At 52.6% G+C, this 17,337-nt stretch carries 19 protein-coding genes, 1 tRNA gene and 1 pseudogene; 12 read left to right on the top strand and 9 right to left on the bottom strand.

Annotated features, from left to right (window positions below):
- Positions 1–36 precede the first annotated feature (36 nt).
- A complete protein-coding gene (locus AAC637_RS03980; RefSeq protein ID WP_340302415.1) occupies positions 37–882 on the bottom strand; it encodes a hypothetical protein in 846 nt (281 codons plus the stop codon).
- Positions 883–1,344: 462 nt separating this feature from the next.
- On the opposite strand from AAC637_RS03980, the gene AAC637_RS03975 reads away from it, so the two are divergent.
- Genes AAC637_RS03975 through AAC637_RS03950 form a run of 6 tightly spaced genes read left to right on the top strand, consistent with a single transcriptional unit; the run spans position 1,345 to position 7,255 of the window.
- Positions 1,345–4,230 (top strand): monovalent cation/H+ antiporter subunit A, encoded by a 2,886-nt coding sequence (locus AAC637_RS03975; RefSeq protein ID WP_340302414.1) that lies wholly within the window; start codon positions 1,345–1,347, stop codon positions 4,228–4,230.
- Position 4,231: 1 nt separating this feature from the next.
- Positions 4,232–4,585, top strand: a complete 354-nt coding sequence (locus AAC637_RS03970) for a Na+/H+ antiporter subunit C (RefSeq protein WP_340302413.1) — start codon at positions 4,232–4,234, stop codon at positions 4,583–4,585.
- The gene (locus AAC637_RS03965) at positions 4,582–6,105 is read left to right on the top strand and encodes a monovalent cation/H+ antiporter subunit D (protein WP_340302412.1); all 1,524 of its coding nucleotides are present in this window, start codon (positions 4,582–4,584) and stop codon (positions 6,103–6,105) included. Before AAC637_RS03970 ends, AAC637_RS03965 begins: the two co-directional genes overlap by 4 nt.
- 5 nt (positions 6,106–6,110) lie before the next feature.
- Positions 6,111–6,602 carry a Na+/H+ antiporter subunit E gene (locus AAC637_RS03960; protein ID WP_340302411.1) on the top strand — a complete coding sequence of 164 codons (492 nt, stop codon included), beginning with the start codon at positions 6,111–6,113 and terminating at the stop codon, positions 6,600–6,602.
- On the top strand, positions 6,599–6,868 hold the full coding sequence (locus tag AAC637_RS03955; RefSeq protein WP_340302410.1) for a K+/H+ antiporter subunit F: 270 nt from the start codon (positions 6,599–6,601) through the stop codon (positions 6,866–6,868). The genes AAC637_RS03960 and AAC637_RS03955 overlap by 4 nt, the downstream gene beginning before the upstream one ends.
- A 3-nt stretch (positions 6,869–6,871) precedes the next feature.
- Positions 6,872–7,255, top strand: a complete 384-nt coding sequence (locus AAC637_RS03950) for a Na+/H+ antiporter subunit G (protein ID WP_445322707.1) — start codon at positions 6,872–6,874, stop codon at positions 7,253–7,255.
- Here the strand turns inward: AAC637_RS03950 and AAC637_RS03945 are convergent, their stop codons facing one another.
- The 4 genes from AAC637_RS03945 to AAC637_RS03930 all read right to left on the bottom strand — a co-directional run bounded on the left by AAC637_RS03945 (position 7,256) and on the right by AAC637_RS03930 (position 9,617).
- Positions 7,256–8,053 carry a CDP-alcohol phosphatidyltransferase family protein gene (locus AAC637_RS03945; RefSeq protein WP_340302408.1) on the bottom strand — a complete coding sequence of 266 codons (798 nt, stop codon included), beginning with the start codon at positions 8,051–8,053 and terminating at the stop codon, positions 7,256–7,258.
- Positions 8,054–8,064: 11 nt separating this feature from the next.
- Complete coding sequence (locus AAC637_RS03940; RefSeq protein ID WP_340302407.1) at positions 8,065–8,745, bottom strand: phosphatidylserine decarboxylase; 681 nt, start codon at positions 8,743–8,745, stop codon at positions 8,065–8,067.
- Positions 8,746–8,838: 93 nt separating this feature from the next.
- Positions 8,839–9,219, bottom strand: coding sequence for a hypothetical protein (locus AAC637_RS03935; RefSeq protein WP_340302406.1), 381 nt, complete (start codon positions 9,217–9,219; stop codon positions 8,839–8,841).
- A complete protein-coding gene (locus AAC637_RS03930) occupies positions 9,216–9,617 on the bottom strand; it encodes a thiol-disulfide oxidoreductase DCC family protein (protein WP_340302405.1) in 402 nt (133 codons plus the stop codon). Before AAC637_RS03930 ends, AAC637_RS03935 begins: the two co-directional genes overlap by 4 nt.
- A gap of 129 nt (positions 9,618–9,746) precedes the next feature.
- On the opposite strand from AAC637_RS03930, the gene AAC637_RS03925 reads away from it, so the two are divergent.
- Complete coding sequence (locus AAC637_RS03925; RefSeq protein ID WP_317655896.1) at positions 9,747–10,265, top strand: Lrp/AsnC family transcriptional regulator; 519 nt, start codon at positions 9,747–9,749, stop codon at positions 10,263–10,265.
- Between the two features lie 157 nt (positions 10,266–10,422).
- Positions 10,423–11,586: a glycine cleavage T C-terminal barrel domain-containing protein gene (locus AAC637_RS03920; RefSeq protein ID WP_340302404.1), complete on the top strand. Its 1,164-nt coding sequence runs from the start codon at positions 10,423–10,425 to the stop codon at positions 11,584–11,586.
- A gap of 732 nt (positions 11,587–12,318) precedes the next feature.
- Here the strand turns inward: AAC637_RS03920 and AAC637_RS03915 are convergent.
- Positions 12,319–12,816, bottom strand: coding sequence for a DinB family protein (locus AAC637_RS03915; RefSeq protein ID WP_340302403.1), 498 nt, complete (start codon positions 12,814–12,816; stop codon positions 12,319–12,321).
- Positions 12,817–12,947: 131 nt separating this feature from the next.
- On the opposite strand from AAC637_RS03915, the gene AAC637_RS03910 reads away from it, so the two are divergent.
- Positions 12,948–14,111, top strand: coding sequence for a mandelate racemase/muconate lactonizing enzyme family protein (locus tag AAC637_RS03910; RefSeq protein ID WP_340302402.1), 1,164 nt, complete (start codon positions 12,948–12,950; stop codon positions 14,109–14,111).
- A gap of 1,157 nt (positions 14,112–15,268) precedes the next feature.
- On the top strand, positions 15,269–15,640 hold the full coding sequence (locus AAC637_RS03905) for a hypothetical protein (RefSeq protein ID WP_340302401.1): 372 nt from the start codon (positions 15,269–15,271) through the stop codon (positions 15,638–15,640).
- A gap of 15 nt (positions 15,641–15,655) precedes the next feature.
- On the opposite strand, the gene AAC637_RS03900 is transcribed toward AAC637_RS03905, so the two are convergent.
- Positions 15,656–15,757: a helix-turn-helix domain-containing protein gene (locus AAC637_RS03900; protein WP_340303139.1), complete on the bottom strand. Its 102-nt coding sequence runs from the start codon at positions 15,755–15,757 to the stop codon at positions 15,656–15,658.
- Positions 15,758–15,990: 233 nt separating this feature from the next.
- On the opposite strand from AAC637_RS03900, the gene AAC637_RS03895 reads away from it, so the two are divergent.
- Positions 15,991–16,602 carry a YdcF family protein gene (locus tag AAC637_RS03895; protein WP_340302400.1) on the top strand — a complete coding sequence of 204 codons (612 nt, stop codon included), beginning with the start codon at positions 15,991–15,993 and terminating at the stop codon, positions 16,600–16,602.
- Positions 16,603–16,625: 23 nt separating this feature from the next.
- Here AAC637_RS03895 and AAC637_RS12685 read toward each other — a convergent pair.
- Positions 16,626–16,763: pseudogene (locus AAC637_RS12685) on the bottom strand (integrase core domain-containing protein); the annotation flags it as partial.
- Positions 16,764–16,822: 59 nt separating this feature from the next.
- A tRNA-Ser gene (locus AAC637_RS03890) sits at positions 16,823–16,913 on the bottom strand.
- A 168-nt stretch (positions 16,914–17,081) separates the two neighbouring features.
- Between AAC637_RS03890 and AAC637_RS03885 the strand changes: the two genes are divergently transcribed.
- Positions 17,082–17,324 (top strand): SPOR domain-containing protein, encoded by a 243-nt coding sequence (locus AAC637_RS03885; RefSeq protein ID WP_340303138.1) that lies wholly within the window; start codon positions 17,082–17,084, stop codon positions 17,322–17,324.
- Positions 17,325–17,337: the final 13 nt, after the last annotated feature.

The following is a 17,337-nucleotide window of genomic DNA, read 5'->3' as shown; positions in this document are numbered from 1 at the left end:
TTTGATCTGGTCATAGCTTTGCACCAGATTGCTTGATTACCCTTCAAGAAAGCGCAGTCGGCGCCGCTCTCTATGCGGTTGAAATCCATTATTGCGGATCATCTGCAAATCTTGTTCGCGTTCTTCATAGGTGAGAAAGGCGGTGATTTTGGTCAGATATTTCACATCAAAAAAGCCGATATTATCTGACCATGGTTTCCGCCCGCCCAAGAAATTCACAAGCTGCAAAGGTCGCATCGCGCCGATAATGGCCATTTGTTCCGTCATCGGCCAATTCCATCTTGGCGCAAGCTCTTGCCAACGATCCGCGAAGGCCACGTTCAAGGCGCTGAAACTTGTGCCGCCCTCGCTACGCAAATCGGCAATTGCGGCTTGCCCGATGCCCGTTTCTGAAAATTGCGCGGCATCCACAAGCAGCAAAGCAGGGCTGAGCGCCCGTTCACACCCCGCAGGCATGCGATCTTTAAACGGGGCAGGGATTTTGTCGCTCTCTGCCAGTGTCCATGATGAGATACGGCGCACAGCTTCCGCTGGGGCGGTGAAGGGATAAGAGAACAGCGCATCAAACCAATCCCCTAAGGCAAAGCTGAACTTATCGACAAACAGCACCTTGCTGTGAATCCGCGTCAACGTCTCAAGCGCGAAGAGAACAAGGAAACTTTCCCGCGCGGGGTTTGGGGCGCCATCGGGGCCATCAGGGGCAAATTCGTCCAAATCAAAGACATCTTCGCAGTGGATCAAGGTGGCGTAACGCTTGATCATGGCGGATGTGCTGGCCGAGAGGGCGCGGTCGGTAAAGACGTAATAGACGCAGCTGCGTGTATCTGTGCGCTGACGCAACTGCGACATCAAAAAGGCAGCATTCCCCCCCCGAAGCTTCATCGCAACAGGTCAAAATTGCGTGTTTCGCGCTCATAGCTGTAGGTTGCATGGTCGATGCACTGGCCTTTTGGTAATCCCCGAGTTTAGCAGGGCAAGTCAGACCATATCGGACAGAATATCTCAAGCCCTGTGGCGGCCAATCCTTCCGAAATCCTACATAAATGAGCCGCCCACCTCTTGCAGAACCATATCTCGGGCTTTAGATCACCTCACAGAAAGTTGAGACCACCGAAGAAGGCAAAAGGAACGGGCAGCGGTCAGTGTGACCTTCCCATTATGCGCTCATGGCAGGTTGGCGCAGGTTGGGGCGATATCTTGGCGTTTTTCACGCGCATTCTCTATCGGACGCAGAAAATGCGCCGTTAATTGGGTGTCAGATATTGACCTTTCCCGCAAAGCCTTTGCAGATTGAGCCAGCATAATCGCGCATCACCCAAGATGCGCCTAGAACAGGGAAGTAACATGAGCAGCGCAGGCCAGATATTGCCTATCATTGCCATTTTACCGTTTTTGGGCGCCTTGGTGCCGGGGTTGATGATCCGCGCGGGGCGCAATGCTTGCGCCACATTTACCGCGATCCCCACGGCTTTGGCGCTTATTATGTTGGGCACGCTTGCCCCTGCGGTATTTCGTGGCGAGGTTTTGACCTATTCCGTCCCTTGGCTGCCTGCCATGGGTTTGGAGATGGCATTCTTCCTTGACGGTTTGGGCCTGATGTTTGCGGGCATGATCTTGGGCGTGGGCCTGTTGATCACGCTTTATGCGCGGTTTTACCTGTCGGACAAAGACCCGATGGGGCAGTTTTACACCTATCTTCTGCTGTTCCAAGGCGCGATGCTCGGCATCGTTTTGTCTGACAATATCCTGCTTTTGCTGATTTTCTGGGAGTTGACCTCGCTCTCCTCCTTCTTGCTGATTGGCTACTGGAAACACCTGCCCGAAGGTCGCCAAGGCGCGCGTATGGCTTTGGCTGTCACGGGTGCGGGTGGTTTGGCCATGATCGGGGGATTGGTCATTTTGGGTCAGATTGCAGGCAGCTATAACCTGACGGATATTTTGCAGGCAGGCGATGCGATCCGCGCCTCCGACTGGTATCTGCCGGCGCTGATTTTGATCTTGCTTGGCGCCTTTACAAAATCCGCGCAGTTCCCCTTCCATTTCTGGCTGCCCCACGCGATGGCTGCGCCCACACCTGTGTCAGCCTATCTGCATTCGGCAACTATGGTGAAGGCGGGCATTTTCCTGATGGCGCGGATGTGGCCCGTTTTGGCAGGCACGCCTGAGTGGTTCTATATCGTGGCCACGACAGGTTTGGTCACGATGGTGATGGCCGCGAAAATCGCACTGTTCAAAGATGACCTAAAGGCATTGTTGGCCTTCTCGACTGTCAGCCATTTGGGTCTTTTGACCTTGCTCTTGGGGATGGGCACGAAATTTGCCGCTGTTGCGGCGGTGTTTCATATCCTCAACCACCTGACCTTTAAGGCCGCATTGTTCATGAGCGTGGGGATTGTCGACCATGAAACCCATACCCGCGATATCAAGCGGCTTGGCGGTTTGCGTCATCTGATGCCCATCACCGCGGTGATTGCGGTGATTGGGTCGTTGTCTATGGCAGGTATCCCGCTTTTCAACGGGTTCTTGTCCAAGGAAATGATGCTTGAGGCGGCGGTGCATACCCCTTGGGCGGGGACGCATTGGGTGATGCCAGTATTCGCAACCTTGGGGGCATTATTCTCGGTCGCCTATTCGTTCCGTTTGATCATTCATGTCTTTTTTGGGCCAAAGCGGGATGACTATCCGCATATGCCGCATGATCCAGGGTTTGGGATGTGGGCCGCGCCCGCCTTCTTGGTCGTTTTCGTTGTTTTGATCGGCCTCTTCCCCGCCTTGATTGCGGGGCCTTTGGTGGCCACGGCAGGGCAGGCGGTTATCGGCGGGGAGTTGCCTTATTACGCCCTCAAGATTTGGCATGGCTTCACGCCTGCCTTGTTTATGTCCATCGGCGCGGTGGTCGGTGGTTTGATCCTGCTCGCCTTGCATGACAAGCTTGAGCGTCTTTGGAACGCGGTGCTGCGCCCTGAGGCGAAAGTGATTTTTGATGCTCTTTATGGCGCGCTTCAGCGGGCCATGTCGGCCCTTAACGAGGCGTTGCACAATGGCGCGATCAGTCGCTATTTGGCAATCTTCGTGGTTGCCATTTTGGCGGCAGGCTACATCGCATATAGCGGCGCGGGTATCGGCCCTGTCACGCGCGAGGCTTTGCCAATCACCCCAATAGCCGCAGCGGGGTGGGTGGCCATGGTGATCGCAACGGCGCTTGTTGTCTTGAACCACCGCAAGCGGTTCTTGTCGCTGATTTTGATCAGTATTATTGGCCTGGGTGTCTCTGGTGCCTTTGTCTACCTCTCGGCGCCTGATCTGGCGCTGACGCAAATCTCGGTTGAGACGGTGACGATCTTGCTGTTGTTGATCGCGCTGCATTTTTTGCCGAAATACACCCCCACCGAAAGCAGCCCCGCTTTGCGCATGCGCGATGGTGCGATTGCGATTGCGGCGGGTGTTGGGGTTGCCGCCTTGTCCATGGCGTTCCTCTTGCGGGATTTTTCGTCAATCTCGCATTACCACCTCGCCAATTCCAAAACAGGCGGCGGCGGCACCAATGTTGTGAACGTGATCTTGGTCGATTTCCGTGGCTACGACACCTATGGCGAGATCATCGTTCTGGGTATTGCGGGTCTGGTGATCTATGCCCTGATGGAGGCGCTGCTATCTGGCCCTGTGGGGCGGCGGTTGCGGCGCAGCGCGAACCCTGATCGGGGGGATTTGTCGCGTGATCGTCACCCGTTGATGATGGTTGTCGCAACCCGCGTGATGCTGCCTATCGTGTTGATGGTCGGGGTCTACATGTTCCTGCGCGGCCATAACCAACCGGGTGGTGGCTTTGTTGCGGGGCTGATCGTGTCGATTGCGCTTTTGACGCAATATATGGCGTCAGGCTTTGCTTGGGCGCAGGAGCGGCAAAAATTCGAATATCACAGCTTGATTGGTTGGGGCGTGGTGATTGCAGGCATGACGGGGATGGGCGCGTGGCTTTCGGGCACGCCGTTCCTGACCTCTGCCTTTGGGTATTTCCATTTCCCGCCCATTGAGGAATTCGAATTGGCAACAGCGGCCCTTTTTGATCTGGGCGTCTTCTTGACGGTGCTGGGGGCGGTGATGCTGATGCTCTATTCCTTGGCGCGTATTGCCTTTACCAGCGGCGAGCGTGCCAATCCCGAACCAATGGATTTTGATCCCGCGCGCGCCGATGACACGGCGCAAGAGCAGACTGCGAAGGGGGTTTGAGATGGAGTTTCTTGTAGCCAGCGCGGTCGGCATTCTGACCGCTGGGGGCGTTTACCTGATCTTGCGGTTGCGGGCCTTTTCCGTGATCCTTGGTCTTGCCCTTTTATCCTATGCGGTGAACCTATTTTTGTTCTCAACAGGCCGCCTTGTGGTAAATGCAGCGCCCATCCTCAACCCCTATGGTGATCAGCCCTACACGGATCCGTTGCCACAGGCCTTGGTTCTGACGGCGATTGTGATTTCCTTCGGGATGACGGCGGTTTTGGTGATGATTTCCTTGGGCTCATTTTTCGAAAACGAAAGTGATGAGATCAATCTTGACGCCGACGACGCAGCAGAAGAGGGGACGAAATGATGCATTGGATCATTGCCCCCGTTATTCTGCCCGCGATGCTTGCACCGATCATCGCCTATGTGATGCGGCACGACATAACCCTTGCGCGGGTTGGATCATTTGCAGGCGTTCTTGGCCTATTGGGTCTTGCGATTGGCCTCTTTGTGATGGCTTCGGGCGGCGAGACATTTGTCTATCGCCTCGGCGATTGGCCCGCACCTTTTGGCATTGTTTTGGTGCTTGATCGCCTTTCGGCGCTGATGGTCTTGCTCACGGCGATTTTGGCCTTGGTGGTGCTTTATCATGTTGTCGTAACCGATTGGGATAAGCGAGGCCGCCATTTCCACGCGCTCTATCAATTCCAACTTATGGGGATTGTGGGGGCATTTCTGACGGGGGACGCGTTCAACCTCTTTGTGTTCTTTGAGGTTCTCTTGATCGCGTCTTATGGGTTGATGATCCATGCGGGTGGCAAAATCCGTCTGAAGGCAGGCTTGCAATATGTGGTGATGAACCTTGCAGGCTCGACCCTCTTTTTGTTCGCGCTTGGCACGCTTTACGCCTCGACTGGCACGCTGAATATCGCTGATATGGCCATGAAAATTGCGCAGGTGCCTGTAGAGGATACAGCCCTTGTGCGGGTTGCGGGGATTTTGTTGCTGTTCGTTTTTGCGGTCAAAGCCGCGTTGTTCCCTGTGCAATTTTGGTTGCCTGCAACCTATTCCAACGCACCCGCCCCCGTTGCTGCGCTTTTCGCTATCATGACCAAGGTCGGGGCTTATGCAATCTTGCGCATTCACACCATCGCCTTTGGCCCTGAGGCGGGCGCGATTGGGGATATGGTGACCGCGTGGTTGATCCCAATGGCGGCTTTGACTTTGGCGGTTGGGGCGATTGGTGTCTTTGGCGCCAAACGTTTGGAGCACCTCATCGCCTATGCGGTGATCGGGTCAATGGGCACGATGATGTTGGCGGTTGCCGCCATGACCCCCGTGGCGGCCTCCGCGGCGGTATATTACATGCTGAACTCGACTCTTGCGGCAGCGGCGCTGTTCTTATTTGCAGATCTCTATCTGTCGCGGCGCGGCGACGATGGTAGGCTAATCCTTGCAGCACCTTTGGCGCAAAACGGGCTGTTTGCAGCTGCCTTTTTTGTCGCAGGGATTGCGATGGTGGGTATGCCCCCATTGAGCGGCTTCTTGGGCAAGTTGTTGATCCTCGAGGCTTTGGCCGATGGCCCGCATATCACTTTGGCCTTTTCGGCCATCTTGATAGGCTCTTTGGTGATGATCTTGGGCTTTGTGCGCGCGGGATCAATCCTGTTCTGGAAATCGGTGACGGTCACCGCAGACCCCGATGCAGAGGCCGCCCCGCCTGTCACCCTATCGCAAGGGGCGGGAATGGGTGCGCTTGTCGCGCTCTTAGTGGGGCTGACCCTCTTTGCAGGCCCAATTTATGACGCGGGCGCGGCTGCGGCGGATCAATTGTTCTTCCCGCAGGGCTATATTGAGGCGGTGCTTGCACCCCATGGCGAAGGATGATCCCCATGCTCAGACGCATCTTTCCACATCCCTATCTTTCGCTTTTGCTGACATTGGTCTGGTTGGGCCTCGTCAACAAGGTGACGCTTGGCAATATTTTGCTTGGCGGGTCCCTCGGGCTTGTTCTGCCGTTTATGACATCGATCTACTGGCCGCATCGGCCTATTCTACGTCACCCGTTCAAGGCGATCGAATTTATGCTGATCGTGCTGTGGGATATTGTTGTCGCGAATATTCAAGTCGCGAAGGTGATCTTGTTCAAGCGCAATGCCAATATCCATTCCCAATGGGTGGTAGTGCCGCATGATCTGACCTCGGCTGAGGCGATCACGATTTTGGCGGGAACCATCACGATGACACCAGGCACGGTGTCGACCATGCTGTCGTCGGATGGGAAGGCGATCTTGGTTCACACTTTGGACACGGATGATCCCGATGCCGTGCGCGATGAGATCAAAACCCGCTATGAGGGCCGTTTGAAGGAGATTTTCCAATGATCACCTATGCGTTGATTTTCGCGATGGCCTGTTTTGGCATCGGCCTCTTGGCCAATCTCTATATTCTGGCCTCGGGCGCTGATCTTGCGGATCGCATCCTTGCCTTGGATACAATGGTGCTGAATGTCATTGCCTTGGTCGTGCTTTACGGCATTTGGCAGGGCACGGGCGTTTATTTCGAAGCCTCCATGCTGATCGCAATGGTCGGGTTTGTGTCAACCGTTGCTTATTGCCGCTTTTTGTTGCGCGGCGACATTATCGAATAGGGGATGGCGATGTTGGCAGAAATTATCATCAGCGCGCTCTTGGTCATCGGCGGGATTTTTGGCCTTGTGGGATCATTCGGGATCATCAAGTTGCAAGACACGTTGCAAAGGCTGCACGCGCCGACCAAGGCCGCAACTTTAGGCGTGGGGGGGGTGCTTCTGGCCTCGATGCTCTATTTCCTATTGATAAAAGGGCATCTGAGCTTTCACGAGCTGCTGATCACCTTGTTCTTGTTCCTTACCGCACCAATTTCGGGTCATTTTATCGCCAAGGCCTATATGGCGCGGCGGGTGCGCGAAACGGAATTGCCGCCATCAGGTGGGGATTGCGGCTGGGCCGCCTATAACGATCCGCCCGCACAGGCTGAGGACGATAAGACCGCTTAATCAGCCAAACAGCTTGCCGCGGGCGGTGATGATATTGCCCGCGATCAACGTGCCATAGCCTGCGCAGATTGCAGCGAAGAGCGTCCAAGGCATCGAAAAGATCAAGCCGATAAAGACCACTGTTACAATCATCAAAGGTGCGATTGACCAGCGCGGGATTTTCAGCGCCTTTGGCGAAAAGGTTTTTAGCGTGGAGATCATCAAAATCGCCACAATCCCCAACCAAAGCGCGGCAGCGAACGGGTGCATGATTGGGAAATCCCAACCTGCAAAAATGAGATAAAGCGGCAATAGCCCCAACATTGCGCCACCTGGGGCAGGGACGCCTACGAAATGGGGTTTGCTGTTTTCAACCTCTTCGATGACATCATCGAGATCAGGTGTGCTGTCCTCGGTTTTGTCAGGTTCGGCCCGCATGACGTTAAAGCGCGCAAGGCGCAGGCAACTTGCCCCTGCAAAGGTCAAAACGGCGATCCATCCTAAAGATCCAGTGCCATCCAAGATCATATGATAGACAAGCAGCGCGGGCGCGACCCCAAAGCAAAGGAAATCTGACAGGCTGTCCAATTCTGCGCCAAGGCGAGAGGTGGCGTTGAGGCGGCGGGCAATCAGCCCGTCTAGCCCGTCCATCACAGCCGCAAGCAGGATTAACACCACCGCCGTTTTGAACCGCCCATCCATCGCAAAACGGATCGAGGTAAGGCCCAAACACATGCCTGTCAAAGTAACAAGATTGGGCAGTAGAAGGGCGAAAGGCACCCCCTCATTTCCAGAATTGCGCGAAAACAAACGTTTCATTGCCGCGGGCCTTAGTGTTGCGTGTCAGGGTCAATCGTGGCGATCACAGTCTCGCCTGCGATCATAGTTTGTCCGATCTCGACCAAAGGTTCTGCGCCCTCTGGCAGGTAGATATCAAGCCGCGAGCCAAAGCGGATCAGGCCAAAGCGTTGCCCGCGCTCCATCGCTTCATCCACAACGCTCCAACACAGGATGCGGCGTGCAACCAATCCTGCAATCTGCACCACACCATATTTGCGGCCATCGGGCAGTTCAACGGCGATGCCGTTGCGCTCATTATCGGTCGAAGCTTTGTCGAGCGAGGCGTTGAGGAATTTGCCCTCATGATAGGCCACGGCCGTGATCCGCCCCGCTGCAGGGATACGGTTCACATGGCAATTAAAGACGGACATGAAAACCGAGATGCGCGTCATCGGCGCCTCGCCCAAGCCAAGTTCGGCGGGCGGGGTCGCAGGTTCAAGCAGGGACACCACACCATCGGCGGGTGAGACCATCACGCCAGCGCGATCTGGGGTGACGCGCTCGGGGTCGCGAAAAAAGTAATAGACCCACACTGTCAGGCCCGTGCCAATCCACCCCAAAGGTTCCCATAGCGCGAAGAGGACAAGCGTGATCGCCGCCGCAATGGCCACGAATTTGCGCCCTTCGGGATGCATGGGTTTGATAAAGGTGGAGAGCATCGAAACCGACATTTTGGCTATTCCTGAAAGGATTACGTTAGCGCTTGCCTAATCTGCGAAGGCCCATGCGTAAAGGGGCAATAACAGATGCCCGTCACTCTGCCCCTATGTGCAGGGCAGGACAAGGGCGTTGTCATAAACCGCGCCCGTGGCATCGCGATAGAGCCATAATTCATTGATTGCATCCGTCCAAGCGCCCAAATATGCCCCGCTCTCGAGATAAAAAGTAACTTCCTCGCCCCGATCAGAGTGTTGATGTGCAAATTGCGCCGTAAAGCGCGCGCGTCCATCATCAATCGCGGCCTGTGGCAGTGCCATGGCACGCAGAGACGCGAAATAGCGCCGAGGTTGATCGACCCGCACTGTGGCCGTGACATCCCCCGCGCGACAGGTCAGCTCAAGCTGATAGGGCGGGGTGGCGGTCGCAAAAGCAAGCCCCGCGACTGTGAATCCCAAGAGGGCCCATGCGGCAAGGATAGGCTTCACGGTCTGTCCCCCCGTTTTGCCCTGCGCCGTTGGTGTAAATGGTAAAGGGCGGGTGCCGCCACTTCGCGATAGGCCCAATCCACCAAGGGGCGCAACGGCCATAGCCCAACCAGACGCGCAATCCATCTTGTGCGCGGCATGGCCTGCCAAAGCGCCAAAAAGGCCGCAACCCCCGTTTGATGCAGATCAGGGTTGCCCGTGTCGCGTAAATGCAGCGCCCGCAAAGCTGTATCAGGGCTGATGCCCCAATCTGCGGCGGCCTCATCCGTGATGGGCACAAAACGCAGATGGTCGGGCGCGTGTTTCTTATACTGATTGATCTCCCAATTGCAGATGGGACAATCGGCATTGTAAAGCAGTTCGATTTTCGGGGTCGAAGGGGTGCTATGCTCGGTCATGGGCCAAAGATAGGGCGTGTTTGGGCATTGTCACCGCCTTTGCGCCAATCCTGCCGCCACGGCCGCCCCAAGGGTCGCAATCATTGCGGCCTTTGCCCGCGCCTGCGCCCATGCTAGGGGATAAGGGTGATGAGTGGGGGATGTGTTTTGCGAGATCGACTAGGCCTTGATGCAACGGATATCCGCATTCTCAGTGCGGTGCAGAAGCATGGTCAATTAAGCAAAACAAAACTGGCGGAACTGGTGAACCTGTCTGCCACGCCCTGTTGGGCGCGCCTCACACGGTTGCGGGCCGCGGGATATATCAAAGGATATCACGCAGATATTGTTCTGGATGCGGTGCTCGACACCACACGGGTGATTGTAACCCTCTCGCTATCACGCCACCGCAAAACGGATTTTGAGCGCTTCGAGGCCTATGTGCTAGGCCGCGATGAAATCATCAACTGCGTCTCAACAGGGGGTGGGTCTGACTATGTGATGACAGTTGTCACCACATCCATGGCAGAATTCCAAGATTTGATGGAGACCATGCTGCAGGCTGATCTGCTGATTGAACGCTACATGACCTATTTTGCAACGCGATTGGTCAAGGCGGAACAGCCCAATCTGGCCAAGCTTGTGACGCAAGCGCGCAAAACCCCCTAGGTCGGTCTAGTCCAGCCAGACTAGCGATGCCGATTTTTTCAGTCTGACTAGTCTTTGAATAGGCCGATTTTTAGTCTCGCCGCGCACCCAACCTGCCTTAAATCCCGCTGATCAGGGACGGGTATCCCCCCGCCCATATCATCTGAGGGAGGCACAGATGCAGGTTCAGGATTTTGGCTTTGGCACGCAAATTCGCAAATCGCCCTATTTTGACGCAACCGTGCGCTGGGGCGCGCAGGGGTTTTCGGTTTACAACCACATGTATATCCCCCGCGATTTCGGCGATCCTGAGGCGAATTTCTGGAACCTCGTTAATGACGCGATCTTATGCGATGTGGCGGTAGAGCGTCAGGTTGAGGTCACAGGGCCAGATGCAGCGGCATTCGTGCAGATGCTGACGCCACGCAATCTGTCCAACATGGCCGTGGGCCAGTGCAAATATGTTTTGATGACCAATGCCTCGGGCGGGATTTTGAACGACCCCATCCTTCTGCGCCTTGGTGAAAACCATTTTTGGTTCTCGCTTGCCGATAGCGATATCCTGCTTTGGGCGCAGGGCGTGGCAGTGCATTCGGGGATGGATGTCACCATCACCGAGCCTGATGTGTCGCCCCTTCAGCTGCAAGGCCCGAAATCGGGCGAGATCATGAAGGCGCTGTTTGGCGATGAGATTGCCGATCTGCGCTATTACTGGTTCCGCGAGATGGAGTTGGACGGCATCCCCCTGATCGTGTCCCGCACAGGATGGTCAAGCGAGCTTGGCTATGAAATTTATCTACGCAATTCGGAATATGGCGATGCGCTGTGGGAACGGATCATGGCCACAGGCCTGCCGATGGGGTTGAAGCCAGGTCACACCTCTACAATCCGCCGCATTGAAGGGGGGATGCTGTCTTATCACGCGGATGCAGATATCCAGACCAACCCGTTCGAATTGTGCCTTGATCGCTTAGTTGATCTCGAGATGGAGACGGATTTCATCGGAAAATTCGCGCTGCAACGCATCCGTGACAATGGGATCACCCGCCGTCAGGTGGGCGTGATTTTGGATGGGGCGCCCTTGGCCACGCCAAACACCCGTTTCTGGGCGCTGTCGCATCAGGGGAAACCCGTGGGCAAAGTGACTTCTGCGGTCTATTCGCCACGGTTGCAGGCCAATATTGCACTGGCCATGGTCGATCTGGCCGCCGCAGAGCTTGGCACAGAATTAGAGGTCACAACGCATGAGGGGCCACGGCAGGCCCGTGTTGTGGAAAAACCGTTCTTTGATCCCCGCAAAGAATTGGCTGCGGGTGCTAAGGCCACCTCAATCAGCGCATAAAGCGCCGCGCGTCTTTCGCAAGATCCTATCAAAAACAACCCCGCCAGCATGACGCTTGGCGGGTTTTTTCTGTGCGCCTTTGTCATGCCAAGGCAGTCTTCCTTCAGAAATATACCCCAGATAACAATAATTATATTTATTATATTGTATGTATTAAATTAAAATACAAGTCGATCTGCACCTTTGGCGCAATCTCGCCGCGCGGGCAGAAATCTTTGTGGGGTTACATCTAGGGGCAAGCGCGCATGGGATTGCGGGCTTGGGATTGCATGACACACAGAACACGCCTGCTGAAATAGAAGTAGCCTGCCTTTGTGAATGTGTATGGGACAGAAATGGTCTTCATTTTGGTCTACTCCACCGGCACGCAAAGGCGGCCTCGAACTATCATTTTCGAGGTAAATCAGTAGCTTAGAGCCATTATTTTCATGGAAATATGATGCCTAATGGCGGAGGAGGTGGGATTATCCATTATTTTTCCAAAAACTCATATAAATAAGGCGTTTTATTAACTTCTGAAATTAGAACTGGGTTCCACTTTGGGTTCCATTGTGGGTGCTGACTTGGGTTCTCAATCGCCTCACAAGCAACCCTTTTTTTGCCTTGGATACAGAGGTGAAAACCGAGGCGGAGCCTTTTCCTAGGTCAGATTTCTAAGGGTTCCCAATCTCTCATCGAAAATGAAGCTCACAAATATCAGTGCGAAAACAAACATAAGCTTGCTGCATCACATTATGGCATTGCGATGATATCTGTAGGTAGAGTTTCAATCCCCAAAGCAGTCATCATTGAATGAATTTGGCCTCTGTGGTGGGTCTGATGATTGAACATATGAACAATGGCGAGAGACTGAGATATGGTGATCTCTTTTTGATAAACTCTGGAGAACCAAGAGAGTTCTTCGTCAAGTTTAATCTGGGTCAAATTACTCGCCCAGGTAATTATACGCTGATCCAATTCCACACGCTCTTCCACCCAGTCTTTTAGGGTTTTCGTAAGTGTTGAACTCTGATCTACGGACACTTTTGGGGCCTCAAGAGCATCGAAGCGGGACATCCAAATCTGATCGCCCCATAGAAGGTGATTAAGTGTCCCAAGTATTGAGCCGAAGTAGGCGCCATGATCGGCAGTCAAAACCTGATGAGAACAAGCACTTAAGCTTGAGCGGATATTGGTATTTTGCCAACTGTTGTAATGGGCCATTTGTTCACAGAACTGGGGCGTAATCATCAAATAATTCCTTTTTGTTTATGTTTGACTTTATAATTGCCATTATCTGTTAAAAGTGATCGGCAACGTTGCTTGACCCATGTGTGGATTGCTGTTGTGAGTGTGGGTCTATTTTTCAGACGAAGGCAATTATGAAAATAACCAAAGTAAAAAGCCATGTTCTACAATACGAACTGTCAGAAGAACTTGGATATTCGCAACAATTCTACGCAAAGCGAAGCGCGCACTTGGTTGAAGTGCAGACCGATGAAGGTGTAACAGGGTGGGGCGAGTGCTTTGGCGCTGGAAACATTGCAGTCGCAAATAAAGGTATTGTTGAATTAGTCATCCAACCAATGATTTTGGGGTCGGATCCGTTGGATCGCGATGTTATTTGGCATAAAGTGTACAATTTACTGCGAGATCATGGTCAAAAGGGCATGCCGTTACAGGCTCTTTCTGGCGTAGATATAGCCCTATGGGACATTGCCGGTAAGGTTGCTGGATTGCCCTTGCACAAGCTGATCGGCGGGGCACACCGCAGTAGTATAAAAGCCTACGGTTATGGCATGATGCTAAAACGAGAAAGTTTTGCTGACCATAAATCGCGCTTTAAGGATGAGGCATCCCGTATACTCTCAATGGGCTTCCACGCCACTAAAATGAAAGTTGGCCTCGGAGCTAAAGCTGATGTGGAGCTTTGCGCCGCTGTCGCAGAAGGAGTGGGCGCAAAAGGCCAGTTTATGGTGGATGCTAACCATTGTTACACAACCTCTGATGCGTTTTACGTGGGGCGAGCACTGGAAGAGATGAACGCCTATTGGTTTGAGGAGCCTGTAGCGCCTGAGGATCTTGATGGTTATCGTGAATTACGTCAGGGGCTTTGCGTAAACATATCGGGCGGTGAAGTCGAATTTAACCGCTGGGGCTGGCGAACTATTTTAGAAAACCGTGGTCTTGATATTGCGCAACCTGAAGTCTGCGCGCTCGGCGGCATTTCTGAATACCTACGTGTTCTAGCCCTGTGCCACGCCCATTTCACCCCAGTAATTAATCATGTTTGGGGATCAGCAATAGCTGTTGCAACAAACTTACAACTTCTTGCGGCTATGCCATCCATCCCAGGCGGTATTAATCAATGGGAACCAATGTTGGAGTTAGACACAACACACAATCACTTCCGTGACGAGCTATTGAAGGAACCGCTCGACGTTTTAGGTCAGGTGAAAAAAAATCAAGGCTACGTAACTGTCCCTAGTGCTCCAGGCATTGGTGTGGAGCCTGACCCGGAAATCATAAGGAAATACTCCATATGAAGCCTCCCCCTAGTCTACTTAGAGGAACCCAAGAGAAGCAATTGAAAAGGGCAAAAATTAGAGAATTTTGCCCCTTCAAGGACCTATCAAAAAGTCTCTAGTCGCAAAGTGGCATCACAATATTGCCCGTCATAGGTGCCAACCCAAATGTCCAAGTACCCGTCTGATGGATATGTAAGGATGATTTTTGGGTCCAGGTTTCCATTGTCATCGTCATCGTAGTACCAGTTTGCACTTCCTGTGTTTATAAGCAGCGCTGAGTCACATTGGCTCACTACACTAATGTGAAGTTCATAGCCTCTCATACCCCTTAGATCGAAGGTGAAGTCTGGCGCAGTTGTGAAATAGCCTGGCCCTCGGTCCGTTCTAGGGTTTATGTGTCTGCAGTTTTGCAGATAGTTTTCTCCCCCGGCGACTACATTAAAAAACTGTGGTTGATAGAGTTGATTTCCGCTGGCGTTGTAGCTTTCACGCCCCCATTGTGAGTAATCTGGGCAGGCTGACACAGCGTTGGCCGCCAGTGTTACTAACGCTCCAATGGCGAATGCTGTTATGGATCTCATTGTCATCTCCGTGCGTTGGGTCTCGGACGTTCTGTAATAACTGTAGTTCATAAAGGCCGGAATATCCACTGTTGTGGCTGTATTTTTGGGCCGGTGGCCCATACCAAACGAGATGACGCTGCATCGAAGGTGACACATTGCTAGTAGGCTTGGTGACAGCAGGTGCATCCAAGCAACTAGCCCCGTTTATCGGTTAGGCATCATATTTTCATAAAAATATGATGCCTAATGGCGGAGGAGATGGGATTATCCATCACTTCTAGTGAATTTCTTGTAAACAAGTCAATTTGTCAAATTCTGAAATTGTGATTGGGTTCCCCTTTGGGTTCCATTCTGGGAGCTAATCTGGGTTGCCAATCATCTCATATCCTGCCTTTTTCGTCTCTTGCATACATGGGTGGAAACCGATGCGGGGCCTTTTCTAGCGTCAGATTTCTAAGGATCCCTTTGAAGATCTGGCTCCAATCATCTGTGGATGCCGTGTGAACTTTGCCAACTGTAACATCGAAAAGTGTTTGATGGATAAAGCTGTGACACTACATCAATTATAATAATTGGATTTCAACTACACAGTGTGACAGGAGTTCGCCTGATATGAATATTCGTAAAGCCAAGTATCGCAGTGCAGTGGCCCTTGGTGCCTTGACCCTACTAATCCCAACAATCTCGGGCGCTCAAGACGTTAGAGAAATTCTATTGGGCAAGACACTGACTAGCCAAAATACGGTGCTATCACTTCAAGCAGACGGAAATCTGCAAGGAGAAATCTTAGGGGATAACCCACAAGAACTTAGAGGCACGTGGCGCATTGTAACACTCGTATGTGCTGATCTTACCGAAGCACCCAGTCAAATGTTGGGAGAGCCTTACTGCAATATTGTGACTGAAATCAGCGACACATCTGTATCTCTTGACTACACTAAACCAGATGGGCGTTATCCAACTGAGTTCACCATAACTGACTGACAATTTAGGTTTGGTTCACCTATTCAGTATCCGATGGACTGACATACGGCTTATGCCCATCTGATCCGCAATTTTGTAGGTGGATAGGCCCTCATCACGTAGGCGGTAGACCCCAATAGAACCAGCAATCGAAAGTTATGGATCAGGGTTGAACATAAGATCTTCCACTGATTTATAAAAGAACAAACTACGTTGATACGAAGCACGGAGCGCACGGCAATACCTTGGTATATTTGCACAAAATACTTCCACTGCTCGCAAGTCCGCTTGGCCTTGTGTTGTTGTTAATGGCTATGGGCTTAATATTTAGACGACAGCTTTTCCATGGGGCGGCGCTCGTCATATTGACCATGTTTTCTTTGCCATCCGTATCTAAACCACTAATCAGCTTTCTGGAACAGGGCTATACTCCAATTACGGTTGAACAAGTGCCAGAACACGAGACGGTGGTGGTATTAAGCGGTATGTTGAGAACCATCAGCAATGGCTCTGAAACTCATTATGAGTTCAATGAAGCTGTAGATCGAATACTTGCTGGTGTGTCTCTGATAAATGAGAACCGGGCAGATAGGCTTATATTAACAAGAGGGCATCTACCTTGGAGCGTAGGCGTTCCTGAAGGAGAGTATCTAGCAGACTTCATCGAGGATTTAGGTGTTGAGCGTGATCAAGTCGTGCTGACACCAGTAGTTCAAAACACTGAAGATGAGGCTCAGGCAATCGCTGAAATGGTTAACCCCAATGAGCGAGTAATTTTGGTCACCTCTGCGTTTCACATGCCCAGAGCAGAGGCTGTGTTCTTAGCCAACGGGGTTCAAGTTACACCCTATCCTGTGGATTTTCGTGGCGGAGCATCGAACGCTACGCTGATAGACTTTATACCAAGTGCAGCAGCATTAGGCGCCACTAGCACATTCGTCAGAGAAATGATTGGTAGGCTATATTACTGGCTGAAACACTAAGCCGCTGCAACCTGTCAAGCCCCTTATGTTTGATCCAATTTTAGGGTCGTAGTTTCTGGTATTGGTGGGCGCATTCCGAGGCTTTGATGGGGTCGGATATGGTTGTATTCTTTGATCCAGCGATTGATTGTGGCTTGGGCTTGGGCTGTGGAGGGGTTCCAGTGACGAAAAAGTCAAATAAATAAGGATTTATTCTGATCTTGGTCGCCGGTGGGGGTGATGGCGGAGGAGGTGGGATTCGAACCCACGGTACGCTTTTGACGTACGTCGGTTTTCAAGACCGGTGCATTAAACCACTCTGCCACTCCTCCGACTTAAGCGAGATAGCCCTTGGAGGGCGATTCTGGAAGGGGTGCCGGATTGTGAATTTTTCCGTGATAAAAATTATGTCGCACTGATTTTCGAGTTGCCTCTGCCCTCACGATTACCTGAATCCTTGAGCTCGCTGCGACAACTTACTTTCAGCAGAGTTTTGTGCAATTTGGCAATGCGCGCTGCAAGAAAATGCAAATCAAACCGCGCAGGCCTTGCGAAATTCTGGATTGCAGCCCACCATCTATGATCAGACCTCCAGTGGCCGCCGTTTTTGGCGGATGGTGGTCGGCCCTGCCTCGACAAGTGCGGAGTGGGCCAATAATCTGGACGTTGCACGCAGTCTTGATTTTCAAGGTGCGTATTTTGTAACCAATTTAACCCGCGGCCAAGCCCTGCGGGTCGAGTGACAGGTGGGGAATG

Source organism: Roseobacter sp. HKCCD7870, from assembly GCF_037830315.1.
In the GTDB taxonomy this organism is placed as follows: Bacteria; Pseudomonadota; Alphaproteobacteria; order Rhodobacterales; family Rhodobacteraceae; genus M30B80.
The sequence above is the reverse complement of the archived record's forward strand: the minus strand, read 5'-3'. Positions and strand labels throughout refer to the sequence as shown.